The 14,871-nt window shown below is 36.6% G+C and carries 12 protein-coding genes; all 12 read left to right on the top strand.

The annotated features are described in order from the left end of the window. The first annotated feature begins 152 nt into the window (after positions 1-152). The 12 genes from P9M13_02305 (at position 153) to P9M13_02250 (ending at position 14,591) form a co-directional block, all read left to right on the top strand. A complete protein-coding gene (locus P9M13_02305; GenBank protein ID MDP8262120.1) occupies positions 153-3,602 on the top strand; it encodes a DNA polymerase III subunit alpha in 3,450 nt (1,149 codons plus the stop codon). Positions 3,603-3,688: 86 nt separating this feature from the next. After that, positions 3,689-4,987, top strand: a complete 1,299-nt coding sequence (locus P9M13_02300) for a sugar ABC transporter substrate-binding protein (protein ID MDP8262119.1) — start codon at positions 3,689-3,691, stop codon at positions 4,985-4,987. A 550-nt stretch (positions 4,988-5,537) separates the two neighbouring features. Further along, positions 5,538-5,840: a phospholipase D-like domain-containing protein gene (locus P9M13_02295; protein ID MDP8262118.1), complete on the top strand. Its 303-nt coding sequence runs from the start codon at positions 5,538-5,540 to the stop codon at positions 5,838-5,840. A 31-nt stretch (positions 5,841-5,871) separates the two neighbouring features. After that, on the top strand, positions 5,872-7,326 hold the full coding sequence (gene glgA, locus P9M13_02290) for a glycogen synthase GlgA (protein ID MDP8262117.1): 1,455 nt from the start codon (positions 5,872-5,874) through the stop codon (positions 7,324-7,326). Further along, on the top strand, positions 7,275-8,366 hold the full coding sequence (gene galT, locus P9M13_02285; protein MDP8262116.1) for a galactose-1-phosphate uridylyltransferase: 1,092 nt from the start codon (positions 7,275-7,277) through the stop codon (positions 8,364-8,366). The genes glgA and galT overlap by 52 nt, the downstream gene beginning before the upstream one ends. Then, on the top strand, positions 8,363-10,549 hold the full coding sequence (locus P9M13_02280; protein MDP8262115.1) for a glycoside hydrolase family 57 protein: 2,187 nt from the start codon (positions 8,363-8,365) through the stop codon (positions 10,547-10,549). Before galT ends, P9M13_02280 begins: the two co-directional genes overlap by 4 nt. A gap of 145 nt (positions 10,550-10,694) precedes the next feature. After that, entirely contained in the window at positions 10,695-11,105 is a 411-nt protein-coding gene (locus P9M13_02275; protein ID MDP8262114.1) for a glycine zipper domain-containing protein, read from the top strand. Between the two features lie 213 nt (positions 11,106-11,318). Continuing rightward, entirely contained in the window at positions 11,319-11,591 is a 273-nt protein-coding gene (locus tag P9M13_02270; protein MDP8262113.1) for a hypothetical protein, read from the top strand. Continuing rightward, positions 11,588-11,908: a hypothetical protein gene (locus P9M13_02265; protein MDP8262112.1), complete on the top strand. Its 321-nt coding sequence runs from the start codon at positions 11,588-11,590 to the stop codon at positions 11,906-11,908. The genes P9M13_02270 and P9M13_02265 overlap by 4 nt, the downstream gene beginning before the upstream one ends. Before the next feature lie 330 nt (positions 11,909-12,238). After that, positions 12,239-12,442, top strand: a complete 204-nt coding sequence (locus P9M13_02260) for a hypothetical protein (GenBank protein MDP8262111.1) — start codon at positions 12,239-12,241, stop codon at positions 12,440-12,442. Between the two features lie 91 nt (positions 12,443-12,533). Next, a complete protein-coding gene (locus P9M13_02255; GenBank protein ID MDP8262110.1) occupies positions 12,534-13,550 on the top strand; it encodes a Fic family protein in 1,017 nt (338 codons plus the stop codon). A gap of 207 nt (positions 13,551-13,757) precedes the next feature. Beyond that, complete coding sequence (locus P9M13_02250) at positions 13,758-14,591, top strand: carbohydrate binding domain-containing protein (GenBank protein MDP8262109.1); 834 nt, start codon at positions 13,758-13,760, stop codon at positions 14,589-14,591. The last annotated feature ends 280 nt before the right edge of the window (positions 14,592-14,871 follow it).

The raw sequence follows: 14,871 nt of genomic DNA, 5'->3' as shown, positions 1-14,871 counted from the left end.
TATAGTCCTCTCGGGGATCATTGGAATTTTAAAGTACTAGGTGCTATAATATAATATGACAATGTATTGACAATTACCGTAGAGTAGGTAAAAATAATATGAGTACAATAACAAAATTAAAGTAATTCTCCCATAGAAGTTAATATAAGCAAATGAGCAGTCCAAATTTCGTCCATTTACATGTTCATACCGAGTATAGTGTGCTTGATGGTGCCTGTAGGGTAAAAGACTTATGCAAGCAAGCTCAAAAATATGGTATGGGCGCTGTTTCAATTACTGATCACGGGAATATGCATGGGGCGATACAATTTTACCTCGAAGCCAAGAATACGGGAATAAAGCCAATTATTGGCTCTGAAATGTATGTTGCTCCGCGAAGCAGGCATGACAAAAAACCAAGCGGAATCAGAGACGCATCTCACCACCTTGTACTGCTAGCTAAAGACTTAGAAGGCTATAAAAATCTACTTAAATTATCTTCAATTGCCCATCTAGAAGGATTTTATTACAAACCGCGGGTCGATAAAGAGGTTATTGCCAAGTATTCACGTGGACTTATCTGTATGAGCGGGTGCCTTAAAGGTGAAGTTGCATATTCGCTCATGCATGAAGATTATAAAAAGGCAAAAGATGCCATTGATTTTTATAAGAATGTTTTTGGAAAAGATAATTATTATATTGAACTCCACGACCATGGTATTCCTGAGCAGAAAAAAGTTATGCCTCATTTGATATCTTTAGCAAAGGAATTTGGCGTGGGTGTTGTAGCTGCAAATGACTGCCATTACGTTAATAAAGAAGATGCTTTTGCTCATGATGCGCTATTATGCATTCAAACAGGAACGACTATCGCAGAAGAAAAACGTCTAAAATTATTTAATGATCAATTTTACTTTAAGTCACCAAAGGAAATGGCGGCTATTTTTAAGGATGTCCCTGAAGCGCTACACAATACAACGGTAATTGCTGATAGATGTCATCTTGAATTCTCATTTGATAATAAGTATTTGCCGCATTATCCCGTTTCCAAAGGTGAAACCCAACGAAAATATTTAAGAGCATTGTGTGATGAAGGTATTAAAAATAGATATGAGCAGCGTAACACTGAAATAAATGAACGATTAGATCATGAGTTGTCAGTAATTGAAAAGATGCATTATGAGTCATATTTTCTTATTGTTTGGGATCTCGTACATTTTGCGCGGGAAAAGGGTATTCCTGTGGGTCCTGGAAGAGGATCCGCAGCGGGAAGCATAGTGGCGTATGCATTAGGAATTACTGATATTGATCCTATTCGCTACGCGCTCCTTTTTGAACGATTCTTGAATCCTGACAGAGTCTCTCTTCCTGATATAGACATAGATTTTTGCTATGATCGTAGATGTGAAGTTATTGAGTATGTCTCTAAAAAATATGGAGCGAACAATGTTGGGCAGATTATTACCTTCGGCACAATGGGGGCAAAAGCTGTTGTGCGGGATGTGGGTAGAGTCCTCGGTATTGAATACGGAGAAGTTGATAGAGTAGCAAAGATGATACCTACTGTGATACCAGGAGAAAAAAGTGTTACGCTATCAAAAGTTTTTGATATTGATCCCTCTTTTAAAGAAATAGCTCAAAAAGACACTCGATTTAGAAAACTGTACGAATATGCACTTACTTTAGAAGGTCTTGTAAGAAATGTGTCTACGCACGCGGCTGGCGTTGTTATTTCTGAACAGCCACTTACAGAAAATGTGCCCCTTACACGCGGTTCGAATGGTGAAATTACAACACAATATCAAATGGGTGATCTTGAAAAAATTGGTCTCTTAAAGATGGATTTTTTGGGGCTCAAAACTCTTACCGTTATCAGTGAGGCAATTAAAATTATTGAACGGACGAGAGATATCAAAATAGATATTAGACATATATCTCTGGACGATAAAAAAACATTCGACTTGCTCAATCAAGCACAAACAATCGGGGTGTTCCAGCTTGAAAGTAGCGGGATGAGGGATGTCTCAAAAAGGATAGGCCTTTCTAAATTTGATCACATTATTGCCCTTATAGCTCTTTTTAGACCAGGTCCGATGAATATGCTAGACGATTTTATTAGTCGTAAACATGGAAGAACCAAAATACAATATGATCATCCGCTTTTGGAAAATATTTTGAATGATACGTATGGTATTATGTTGTATCAAGAACAAGTGATGAGTGTAGCTAATGTTATTGCAGGGTATTCAATGGCGGAAGGTGATATCCTCCGTAGAATTATGGGAAAGAAAAAACCTGAAGCAATGGCTGAGCAAAGGGAATACTTTATTAAAGGTGCTCAGAGAAATAAAATCCAAAAACATGTAGGCGAAAAAATATTCGATACAATGGCATATTTTGCGGGATATGGATTTAATAAATCTCATAGTGCCGCTTATGCTCTTATTTCATACCGCACAGCTTATTTGAAAGCTAATTATCCGCAAGAATATATGGCAGCGCTTCTCACCAGTGAAAAGGGTAATACAGAAAAGATTACCATATATATTAATGAGTGTGATCATATGCAAATAAAAATATTGCCACCTGATATTAATTCAAGTTTTGCTCAGTTTACTGTTAGTGATAAAGATGTGCGTTTCGGTCTTGCGGCAATTAAAAACGTTGGCGAGAATGCAGTACACAGTATTTTGACTGAACGAAAAGGAAACGGGCCTTTTGTATCGTTTATAGAATTTCTTGAACGTACTGATTCGCGTGTTGTAAATAGAAAAATAACGGAAAGCCTCATTAAGTGCGGGGCGTTTGATTCTTTTGGATCTAAACGCGCGCAATTATTTGCTTCACTTGATGATGCTTTATCTGTCGCGGGTATTACGCGAAGAGATAGGGAAAATGGACAGGCATCTTTTTTTGATATGCTTCAGGATGAAGAAAAGAAAAAAAGCATTCATTTTACAATTCCTCAGATTGATGAGTGGACAGATTCAGAATTACTCGCATATGAAAAAGAGCTGCTCGGATTTTATATTACCGGGCATCCATTAAAAAAATATGAAGATTTGCTTCTGCAGTATCTTCCACATAACTCTTCACAACTCCTGAGTATACGTGACGGGGAAGAGGTCAAAGTGGGTGGTATCATTACTCATGTGCGACATACCGTTACAAAAAGAAAAAATGAAAAAATGGCAATACTTACTATAGAAGATACACAGGGGGCTATAGAAGTTCTCGTATTTCCTTCAGTCTATGAGGAATGCTCCCCAATGCTCACTGTTGATAACATAGTATATGTGGTCGGGAAAAATAGCGTAAAAGATGATACTCCAAAAATTCTAGCTGCTGAAATTGATCATATAGAAAGAGCGAAAGAAAGATGCACCAAAGCTATAAAAGTACGTATTACCGATAGTTCAAATAAAACAGAAAATATAATGGAATTTAAAGATTTGTGCCAAAATAATCCCGGAAAATGTCCTATATACATTTCTCTTTCATTATCAAGCGGTGAGGACGTAATTGTATCCGCAAACGAACGTTTCAAAGTTACTCCATCAGAGCTGCTATTAAGAAAAATGGAAACACTTTTTGGGAGGGATAACCTGGAAATAAGAGCATAATACTGCTGTGGAAAACAGCTATGCGTTTTTGTGTTTACCACGTGCAATAAAATCCTGCTAACCAATAGCATGAAAAGGAGTTAAAAATGATATATAGCCGCACAAAGATTTTTCTATCTGTACTCATCCTTATATTTGTATCCATTATATGCATTAATGGATGCACTTCAAAATCTCCACATGCAAAAAATGTTAAGGTTATACGTGTTGGGTGCTGGGGGACACCGGATGAGTTAAAAATAATTCAAGATGCTATTGATAACTGGCAGAAAGACCATCCAACTATATTCGTAAAAATTCAACATACGAATTACTCAGACTACATCAGTAAGATTCTTACGCGTATCGCTGGGGGGACGCCTCCAGATGTTATTTTTACAGAAGTGGATATGTTTGCTAATTTCTATGACAAAAATGCTTTTATGGACCTTACGCCATTTATTGATAACGACAAAGATTTTGACATAGATGGTTTCTTCCCAGAAGTTGTTGCACGCTTTACTAAAAAAGGAAAAATATATTGTATTCCACGCGATACCGCTCCTTTTGCTTGTGTTTTTTATAATAAGGATTTGTTTGATCTTGAAAAGGTAGAGTATCCTAATGATGACTGGAATTGGTATGACCTTCTTCATAAAGCAAAGAAACTCACTAAAGTAGAAAATGGGAGGACAGTGCAGTACGGCTTCTATACGTGGGCCTGGCAAAATTTTATTTATTCTAACGGAGGGAGTTTAGTCGATAACATAGATAATCCAACTAAATGTACGTTAGATGATCCAAAATCGCTTGCGGGTTTGCGTTTTAATGTGGAGTTAATAAATAAATATAAGGTATCCCCATCACAAACAGCATTGGCAAATCTTGGGACGCAAGTTGTTCAGATGTTCATGGCCGGGAAGATTGCTATGTTTGCATCAGGGATATGGGAAGTGCCTATGCTGCGTAAAATAACAACATTTGATTGGGATGTTGCTATGTTTCCAATGGGGCCAACGGGAATAAGAGGTTTTGGCACCGGAGGATCAGGGTATTCTATCTTAAAAACATGCAAAAACCCTGCTGCTGCGTGGGAAGTAGTCAAAGCATTGAGCGGTAGTTATGGACAGATCCGTTTTGCTGATGCAGGTTTAGCGCAACCGGCAAACATGAAAATAGCGGAAGGGCCACATTGGGCCCTCAGTCCAAAATTGCCTAAAAACAAAAAGATGCTTAATGAGGCTGTACAGTATGTGACATATAATCCGTTTAATCCAAATTGGAGAATGGCAACTGATCTTTATATAAATCCCGAGTTGGATCTGGTCTTTAGCGGTAAAGAGACACCCAAAGAAGCAATGAAAAAAATTATACCGAAGATTAATAAAATATTGAAAAAGAGATAGTGTACATAACTGTGTAGAGTGCCATGCTGAGATATTGCGGAAGAATAAGTATCTACTGTATTATTATACTGTTAGCAGCTAATAATGTATTTTCATTATCTGTCGATTCGGTAGATCCGATAGATAACCGTACGTATTTTACAAACCTGCACACTTTGTTCTCGCAAGCAAAAAAATCCATTAAAGTGATAATGTTTTCGGCGCGATATTATCATGGTAGGTTTATGAGTCAGACAAATATGCTTATTAAGGATCTGATTGAGGCACGAGCCCGGAATGTCGACGTAGAGGTAAGGGGGTGCGAAGCAATAATATGACAAACTTGGAGGCTCATCTTTGAATCGAATGTAAGGCGTGACGACGCGGCATACCCTATGCGGTATGCCAAGGAGGAGCAACGAAGCAGACGACCAAAGATGAGCCTCCCCGAAGGGGCTGGTCGCTTTTGGGCTGCAACTGTGTTGCTTATCGCTTGCGTATCGCAGAGGATACGCAAGCTCTTCGTGCCTTGTTTCGCTCCAAAATCGCTTCAGCCAAGTTGTTCATATTATTGCTTTGCACCCCCCGATTAGAGAGAAGTAGCGACTCGCGTAATAATGGGCTAAATAAAAAGAATAACGAAGTTAAAAGGATGCTTGAGAAAGCGGGGGTTTTAGTGTACAATGACCCGCTTAATATTACGACACATAGCAAACTGATAATTATTGATAACTATATAACGGTAATAGGTAGTACAAACTGGAGCTATTCAGCACTAATGAAAAATAATGAGTCTTCAGTGATAATTAGTTCAAGTGAAGTTGCTGAGCATTATGAAGAATATTTTGATATGATTAGAGATAATCAGGAGTGAAGATAATAGCAGATATGAGAAAGGGGCTTGTATGTCTAAAAAGTTAAACATATTATTTGCTGCAAGTGAGGTTGCGCCTTTTGCAAAAACAGGAGGCCTTGCTGATGTCGCGGGTGCATTACCATTGGAATTGGAAAAACTAGGACATGATGTATGTGTAGTGCTGCCATACTATAAAATGATAAAAAATGGTTCATATAAGATAGAAAATACCGGAAAAACAATCAGTGTTAAAATATCCGATAAAGATATATATGCCGACATATATACAACGAAAATTGGAAAAAATGTAACAGTATATCTTGTGGGGAACGATTCATATTATGATAGGGACGAATTATATAGAACGAAAGAGGGTGATTATGCAGACAATGCTGAACGATTCATCTTCTTTTCAAAAGCGATTATTGAACTCGCACAAAAAGTCGAATTTAAACCTGATATTATGCATTTAAATGATTGGCAGACAGGACTTGTTCCTATACTTTTAAAGTATCTGGAGAAAGATAATTTATTTTATAAAGGTGTAAGAACAATATTTACCATACATAATCTTGCGTATCAGGGTTTGTTTTGGCATCTTGATATGCATTTAACAAATCTTCCTTGGGATGCCTTTACCTCAAAAGAAATAGAATATTATGGTAAAATAAATTTATTGAAAGCAGGTATTGTTGGGGCTGATATCGTAACAACGGTAAGTAAAAAATATTGTGAAGAAATTCAGACACCTGAATATGGGTGTGGTCTTGAGGGTGTATTAAAAAACCGTAAAAAAGATTTATATGGGATACTTAATGGTGTTGATTATAATGAGTGGAGCCCTGAAAAAGATCGTTATATTGCTAAAAATTATAGTTTAGATAAATATGCGGATAAATTTGTCTGTCGGCAGGATTTGCTGTCAGAATATAAATTATCACTTGATTCAAAAGTGCCGGTAATCGGTGTTATATCACGATTAGCTGACCAAAAAGGATTTGACTTGATTGAGGAATCAATAGATGAAATTATCACGATGGGATATGCATTTATTCTGCTTGGAACAGGTGAACAAAAATATCATGATCTTTTTACCGGTATTGCAAAAAAATATCCTAAGATGGCCGGAATAGAGATAGGGTTTAATAATGCATTGGCACATAAGATAGAAGCCGGTTGTGATTTTTTTCTCATGCCATCGCGTTTTGAACCGTGTGGGTTAAATCAGATTTACAGTTTGAAGTATGGAACTATACCCGTTGTAAGAGCTACCGGCGGGTTAGATGATACAATATGTGATTTTAATCCATCAAGCCCAAAAGGCAATGGATTTAAGTTTGATGGATATACGTCTAAGGGTCTTCTCAATAAGTTGAAAGACGCAATGAAGGTGTTTAAGGACAAAACGAAATGGAATACAGTCGTTGAAAATGCTATGAAGTGTGATTTTTCATGGAAAAAATCCGCTCAAGAATATGTTCAAATTTATACTATAAACAAATAGATATTAAAAGGAGTTATTCTATGCCTGAACTAAGAAAAGATCCTGTACTCGGTAGGTGGGTTATAATTTCTACCCAACGAGGAAAAAGACCGAGTGATTTTAATGTTGAACCAACAATTACTGATGCTAAAGGATGTCCGTTTTGCGAAGGTAATGAAGATAAAACATCTTCTGAATTGTTTGCATTTCGCGATAAAAATACAGAGCCAAATACTCCAGGCTGGGATGTTCGTGTAGTACCAAACAAATTTCCTGTATTGCGTGTGGAAGGTGAGCTTGAAAAACATGGCGTGGGAATGTACGATGAAATGAATGGTATTGGCGCTCATGAAGTTATTATTGAAACCCCAAAGCATAGTGAAAAAATGAAATCTCTGAAAACTGATCATTTAGTAAAGGTGCTTGATACCTATAGAATTAGAACACTCGATCTTATGAATGACACCCGGTTTCGATATATACTGATTTTTAAAAATGAAGGATTTACAGCTGGGGCAACGTTGTCACATTCACATTCACAACTTATTGCAACACCTGTTACCCCAAAGCGAGTTAAAGAAGAACTTGATGGTGCAAAAGAATATTTCAACTATAAAGATCGGTGTGTTTTTTGCGATATGATACGTGAAGAGCAACAGCAAAAAAGCAGAGTTGTTTTTGAGAACGACCACTTTATAGCATACTGTCCCTACGCATCACGATTTCCTTTCGAATTATCTATTCTTCCAAAGCGGCATCATCCTGATTATCACAATATACAGCCGCACGAAATAGTTTCACTTGCCGAGATGTTAAAGACAGTACTTTTGAAATTATCAAAAGCACTCAACAGGCCTCAATATAACTTCATTCTTCACACCGCACCTGTGAGGCGGCCGCGATCAGGATATTGGACGACAATAGACCATGATTTTCATTGGCACATCGAACTCATGCCGCGGTTAACTAAGGTTGCGGGTTTTGAATGGGGAACAGGTTTTTATATTAATCCGACAGTACCCGAAGAAGCTGCAAAATTCCTTCAGGAGACAACCGCGTGAGCGATATTTATGTAAATTTTCTCTGGCATATGCATCAGCCAGTGTATAAGGATCCGCTCTCATCAAAGTATCTCATGCCATGGGTAAGACTCCATGCGATAAAGGGGTACTATGATATGGTACACGTCTTAAAAGAATTTCCCCATATTCATCAAACATTTAATCTTGTCCCATCTCTTTTAATGCAGATTGAAGATTATGTGTGTGGTAATGCCCTTGACGATTGTCTTATATGTTCCCGAAAAGTAGCCGATGATTTAACAGATGAAGATAAAAACTTTTTGTTAACTAATTTTTTTATGGCAAATTGGGATACCATGATTAAGCCATATCCACGTTATTGGGAGCTGTTGTCAAAGAGGGGGTTCCGCGAATATGAAGCGGATAAAGATGTTATTGTTAAATCATTTTCTACAAACGATTACAGAGACCTGCAAGTATATTTTAATCTAACGTGGTTTGGCTATAAAGCGCGGGAAGATTTTCCATTTGTTCAGGAAATGATTGATAAAGGCAAGGACTATACTGAAAAGGAAAAGAATAGACTATTAGATATTCAGATAGAGGTGATGAAAACAATAATCCCTGTATATAAAAGTTATCAGGATAAGGGTCAAATCGAAATTACGGTGAGTCCTTTTTACCATCCTATTTTGCCATTGGTTATTGATACAGATATAGCAAAACGTTCAATGCCACATGCTCCACTTCCAGAACGCTTTAGAGCTCCTGACGATGCATTAAAACATATACAGAAAAGTGTCGATTATTACAATAGGCTATTTGGGAAAAAACCAAATGGTATGTGGCCAAGTGAAGGGTCTGTCTGCCCCGAATTAATCCCTCTTCTAGATGAATGTGGTATCAAGTGGATTGCAACAGACGAAGAAGTTCTCATGAACTCAATTCAAACGAAAAATAAAGGTCTAGCACTATATAAACCATATATAGCAGAACACAAAGGTAAAAATGTTGCCATAGTTTTTAGGGACCATGGACTGAGTGATCTTATTGGATTTGTTTATTCTAAAGCTAAGCCAGAAGAAGCGGCTGATGATTTGATTTCTCATATTACGAGAATATCGGATTACCTTAATAAGAATGAGCAGGGAACATCTCACATTGTTAATGTTATACTTGATGGTGAGAATCCTTGGGAATATTATCCGGATGGCGGAAAAAAATTCCTTACAACATTATATGAAAAAATAACCAATAATAATCATATTCATTGTGTTACCGTTTCAGAATATCTTGTACAGCATCCGCCAAAAGAAATTATTAAAAATCTTTTTAGTGGATCGTGGATATGCAGCAATTATGATATATGGATCGGGTCAAAAGAAGAGAATACCGGCTGGGAGTACATCAAAAGAACAAGGGAATTCCTTGTAGAGCATTCAGGCAAAAATAAAATACCTGAGGATAAATTAGCACTTGCGTGGAATGAGATATATGCCGCTGAGGGGAGTGACTGGTTTTGGTGGTATGGTGACGATTTTTCAACTGATAACGATGAATTATTCGATGAGCTATTCAGGTTGCACCTTAGTAATGTTTATACCGTGCTTGATGTTCCTGTGCCTGAATATTTAAATATTCCTGTAATAACCGCTGACGCTATAACGATTAAGAATGAGCCTATAGGTTTTATAAAACCAAAGATCGATGGCAGGATTACAGATTACTATGAATGGCAAGAAGCGGGATTATATAATGTAAAGAAACCCGGGGGAACCATGCATAAAGCTGAGAGCTACATTGCAGCTCTGTATTACGGGTTTTCAAAAGAAAATCTTTATTTTAGGCTTGATCCGGTAAGAAAAGATGATTTGCAAGATATGCACACAATGTCAGTGCATGTGCATTTTATGAAACCATCAGAATATGACATTGTATTTTCATATGGTAATAAGAAAGAGCAAGAAAAATCATTCTCTCTCATGCGGAGTGAGGATGGAGTCACTTTTGATATGGTTAAAAAATATGAGACTATTGCAGCCGAGAATATTATTGAGTTAGCTATTCCGTTTAAAGAGTTGCAGTTTAATTCGGGGGAAGAAGTGAATTTTTTTGTGCAGTTAAAAAGAAAAGATCTTGAAGTTGAACGATACCCAAAACACGGGTTTATTTCCTATAGAATACCTGATGATAATTATGAAGCTGAGATGTGGAGTGTATAGTATATTAGTTCGGAGTAGGGAGCTTGTAGTTCGGAGTTCGAGTGAGAAAGACTGTTATAGAGCTTAAATTTGAATTGAAAATCTGGTGGAAATATGGGAACATTGAAATAACATGTTCGTCAGAATAAAACAGGAGTAACTACCAATGAAAAGAGTAGCTTCAATCATTATAATTGCAATGATGATACCTGCTTTAGCTGGATGTAATGCTATGGAAGGAACGTTACTCGGTGGTGGACTCGGTGCCGGAACTGGTGCTCTTGTTGGTAGTATGAGTGGTAATGCGGGTGCAGGTACAGCAATAGGCGCAGGTGCAGGTGCTTTAACAGGACTTATTGTTGGCGCTGCATTAGAGCAGCAGCAAAAGAGATCACAAGCAATGGCAGCAAATCAAGGAATGCAGCCCACAGGTGTTGTCAAGGCGTTGTCAGCTCAGCCAGTTGGACAAGTTATTGTAGCCTGTCCACACTGCGGCCAGCATATTGATGTTTCAGGTTTTAAGCCCGGCTCACGAGTGAAATGTCCTGTATGTGGTACAGTGTTTACTTTTGATTGATGATCATTTAATGTAATTAATAATAAAAGACGTAATTACTTACTTTAGTAGTTACGTCTTTTTACGTATATGAAAAAGAAAGAGAAACCACCACTACTATATCTTAACTTTCTTAAATATTGGTTTCTACACAGGATTGAAAGTGCCCTGTTATCAAATAATACTTGACATTATGACATATATATAGCATGATAGTATTCAGGAGGTGGTAAAATGCATAAATTAGAAGTTTATCTTAAAGAATACCAAGCCCGTTTTCTTCAGGATCTTTCTTATGTAGAATCTAAGAAAACAGGTAAGCGAGTAAGCATGGCTCAACTTATAAGGATTGAGGTAGACGGTCTTATGAAAAAAAAGGCTGAAAAGGTTAGTAAAGAAACTAAAGCAATATTGTCTAATCCGCAATTTATGGGCGACATAAAACACGCTCAAGAAGAAATAATTGCAGGTAAATATTCTTCTGACACCAAGAAAATGTTTAAATGAAGAAATATCATCCCATCTATGTTCTTACGTTTCAGAAGCATTTCAAGCAATATTCTGGGCTAAGTGCACGTATTAAAAAATGTGTTTTTGCAATTATAGAAAATCCTTACGACAAAACAGAGCCTTTACAGAGAGAATTAAGAGGCTTGCGAAGTGCTAGAATTGGCAGGAACTTTAGAATTATATTTGCAATAAGCGAAGAAGTACAAAAGAATAAAATTGCTAAAGATAATTTTCCTCAGTTTTGCAAATTTTCTGATAACACCGTAATTTTTATCACTATTGGTCCACACAATAAGGCTTATAAGCTCAAATAAAGCTATCCTCAAAAAACCTATTCCATTTGAGATTGTTAATATAAGGCTTCGGCTCGCTAAAACCATGTGTCATCCTTTCCCGACTTCATACATGAATTTTAAAAGACCCAGTAAAATAGGGGGGTTGCGGGTTTGGTGGGGCACTACATTTTTTTCACTATAAAAGGTGTTAATTTTTGAGTAATATTGCACATTTTGTATATTTTCCTCGCATCCTGCGTTATTCTCGAAGGAAGTCCGTATCGAATTCTTTTTTTACTATCGTATAAGATGCTGGTTTGGACTCGTACTAAACATTGTCTTATCGTTTCCGGGCTCATCTTGCGATATATGTCACATTCATCAGATTTTACACACGAATCTATAGGCACGTTTGCTGAAGCAATGAAATATGTTGCGTTTGTATGGCTCAGCAATCATATTAAGTACGAGAAAAGTTTAGAGTTACTAGAACCTGAGCAATCCCCAGAAATCATTCCTTTACAGATCGACGAAACAATCGATGCAGATAATCTGATGAAATTTCAAGGCTAACCTTCAGAGGTAATACCATGCGAAATAAACTATTGACAATAATATACTTATGGATTACATTGGGGTAATAATATAAAGAATATACCCTATTATGAAATCACTACAAAAAGAATTTATAGAAAATATTTTATTGCCTGCCGATCTTATTTCTAAAATAAGAAAAATAGGGGAGTATAAAGGCAGGGAAGATCTTTATATAGATAAAATCCCGTACAAATCAAAACAAAAACTCATGCAAGGTATCATTGTCCAAAATGCATGCGGTCAATATGGCATAAAAATACCATATCGTAGGGTTCAAAAGATTGTATCTACCGATCATCCTGTTCCTCATACAAAAAATGAAAAAATAGTTACCGGATATAAAGATCTCATTACGTTTATTTATAAAAATAGTAAGGAGATTAAACTGACTGAAAATACTATTCTGGAATTGCATTCAATGTTATTTCACTATGTCCCCAATATTAGTTCTGGTACATGGCGTTCAAGAGATCAGAAAAGTAAAGACCTATATATTAAAGTGGTGGCAAATAATGAGATACCGTTTTACATTAAAAAGCTTGTAGGGTTATATATCGTTTGTGAGCAGATGGGTGTATATGATTCATTGTTACTCATTCCTCTGTTTATTCTGGATTTCATTATTATACAACCATTTAAATATGGAAATGACAAGATCTCACGGTTGCTAATGTTGCTTCTATTGTATCAATCTCACTATAATGTGGTGCGGTATTCGGAAATTGAAACAATAATGAATAAATTATCGGATAAATGGAAGTCGACAATTATGGCGACCTCTAAAAATTGGATAGACGGACATCATGACGTCATTCCTTGGCTCAATATGTTTTATGATACATTAATTTCAATTTATTCTGAATTTGAATATCGTGTCGCGCATTTTGATGGTAAAGGTTCAAAAACTGATCTCATTAAAGCTCATATTCGGCAGATATCAGAACCCTTCTCAATGAATGATCTTCAAAAAAGATCTCCTCATATTACCCGGGATATGATTAGGAAGGTTGTCCGCGAATTGCGTGATGAAAAAAAGATTCAATCAACGGGTATCGGCAGAAATGCTAAATGGATTAAAGTTTGAGATTTCATCTCTTTTATTTAATCTCTTAACGCACACAAATCTCTCAATTTGACATTATTGCCAAATACCGCTATATTTATTGTTTGTAATTCCACTATGTGTATGTGAAAAGGAAGTTTATTTTTAAAGGAGGCCTTACTTATGAGGAAGTATTCGATGATTTGTAGCGTTATGTTTTTGACAGTATTATGTGCGGGGTGTACTTCGATGAATAAGACACCTGATGCTTCTGAGTTAAAGTTATTGGAAGTTGATGATTCAGCCATGACTTCCAGTGAGCCGGACTACGAGTTTGTTCAAACAACCAAGGTTTTTGAAACACCCCGTGAGCCGATGCGTGAGGACTCTGAGGTAAAGAAAAAATCAAAGGCATCTTTTAATGATGAAGAGCTCATTATTATTGATAAACAGTCAAAAGATGTAGCAGAAACTATTAAAACGAAGTTGCCACAGGAAGCTGAGAAAACTCCCGAAAAAATTATTAGTGCACTGAAGCCAGCAGCAGCTTCTGTAGATATGGCTGTTAAAGATCGAACAGCTAATATATTAGTTGCGGATTTTAACGCGGGAAATAAACCAAATAAGCTTGGTGGAGACTTTGGCTCATGGGACAAGGATCCAAATGATAAGACTCAGTATTGCAACATGTCTTTTGATGATAAGGTCGCCCGTGGTGGTAAAGGATACTCGTTATCTTTAGATTATAAAGTTGATAGTCCTAATCCTGCTTATAATGGTATATGGATGAAGCTAAACGGTCTGGACGCTTCAAAATTCACTAATCTAGTATTTTATATTAAAGGTAATCCTGGGAAGAAATTCACGGATCGCTTTAAAATTGAGCTCAAAAACAAGAATGAAGTCGGTAAATGTATGGTAACAGGGATAACGAGTGATTGGCAGAAGATTACAATACCGTTAAAAGATATTAAAGATATAACCGATCTGTCATCATTAACTGAATTTGTTATTGTATTTGATGATATCAATGCTACAGAGAAGACCGGATCAATTAATATTGATGATATATGTTTTGAGTAAAAATTATTAAGCAGATGAATAATTATAGTAGGGGATAAACGGCTGCGCCGAAATGGCACAGCCGTTTTTTTTAGGTATGGAAGATATCGAAGGCAAAAAACTCTTAGAAAAAAATAAAAAGCTCTGAATCTGTACATTTTTTGACTTTTTATCCAGCAATTCCGCAACAAAGTATTTTAGCTCACCATAAGTCATTCTATTTACGATATTTTAGTGGTAAACGCCTTGTATGAGCAAATTCGCATTGGATTCGAAGTATTATGTTGACATAAAAACTGAT

The sequence above is a fragment of the Candidatus Ancaeobacter aquaticus genome (assembly GCA_030765405.1).
Lineage (GTDB): Bacteria > Auribacterota > Ancaeobacteria > Ancaeobacterales > Ancaeobacteraceae > Ancaeobacter > Ancaeobacter aquaticus.
The sequence above is the reverse complement of the archived record's forward strand: the minus strand, read 5'-3'. Positions and strand labels throughout refer to the sequence as shown.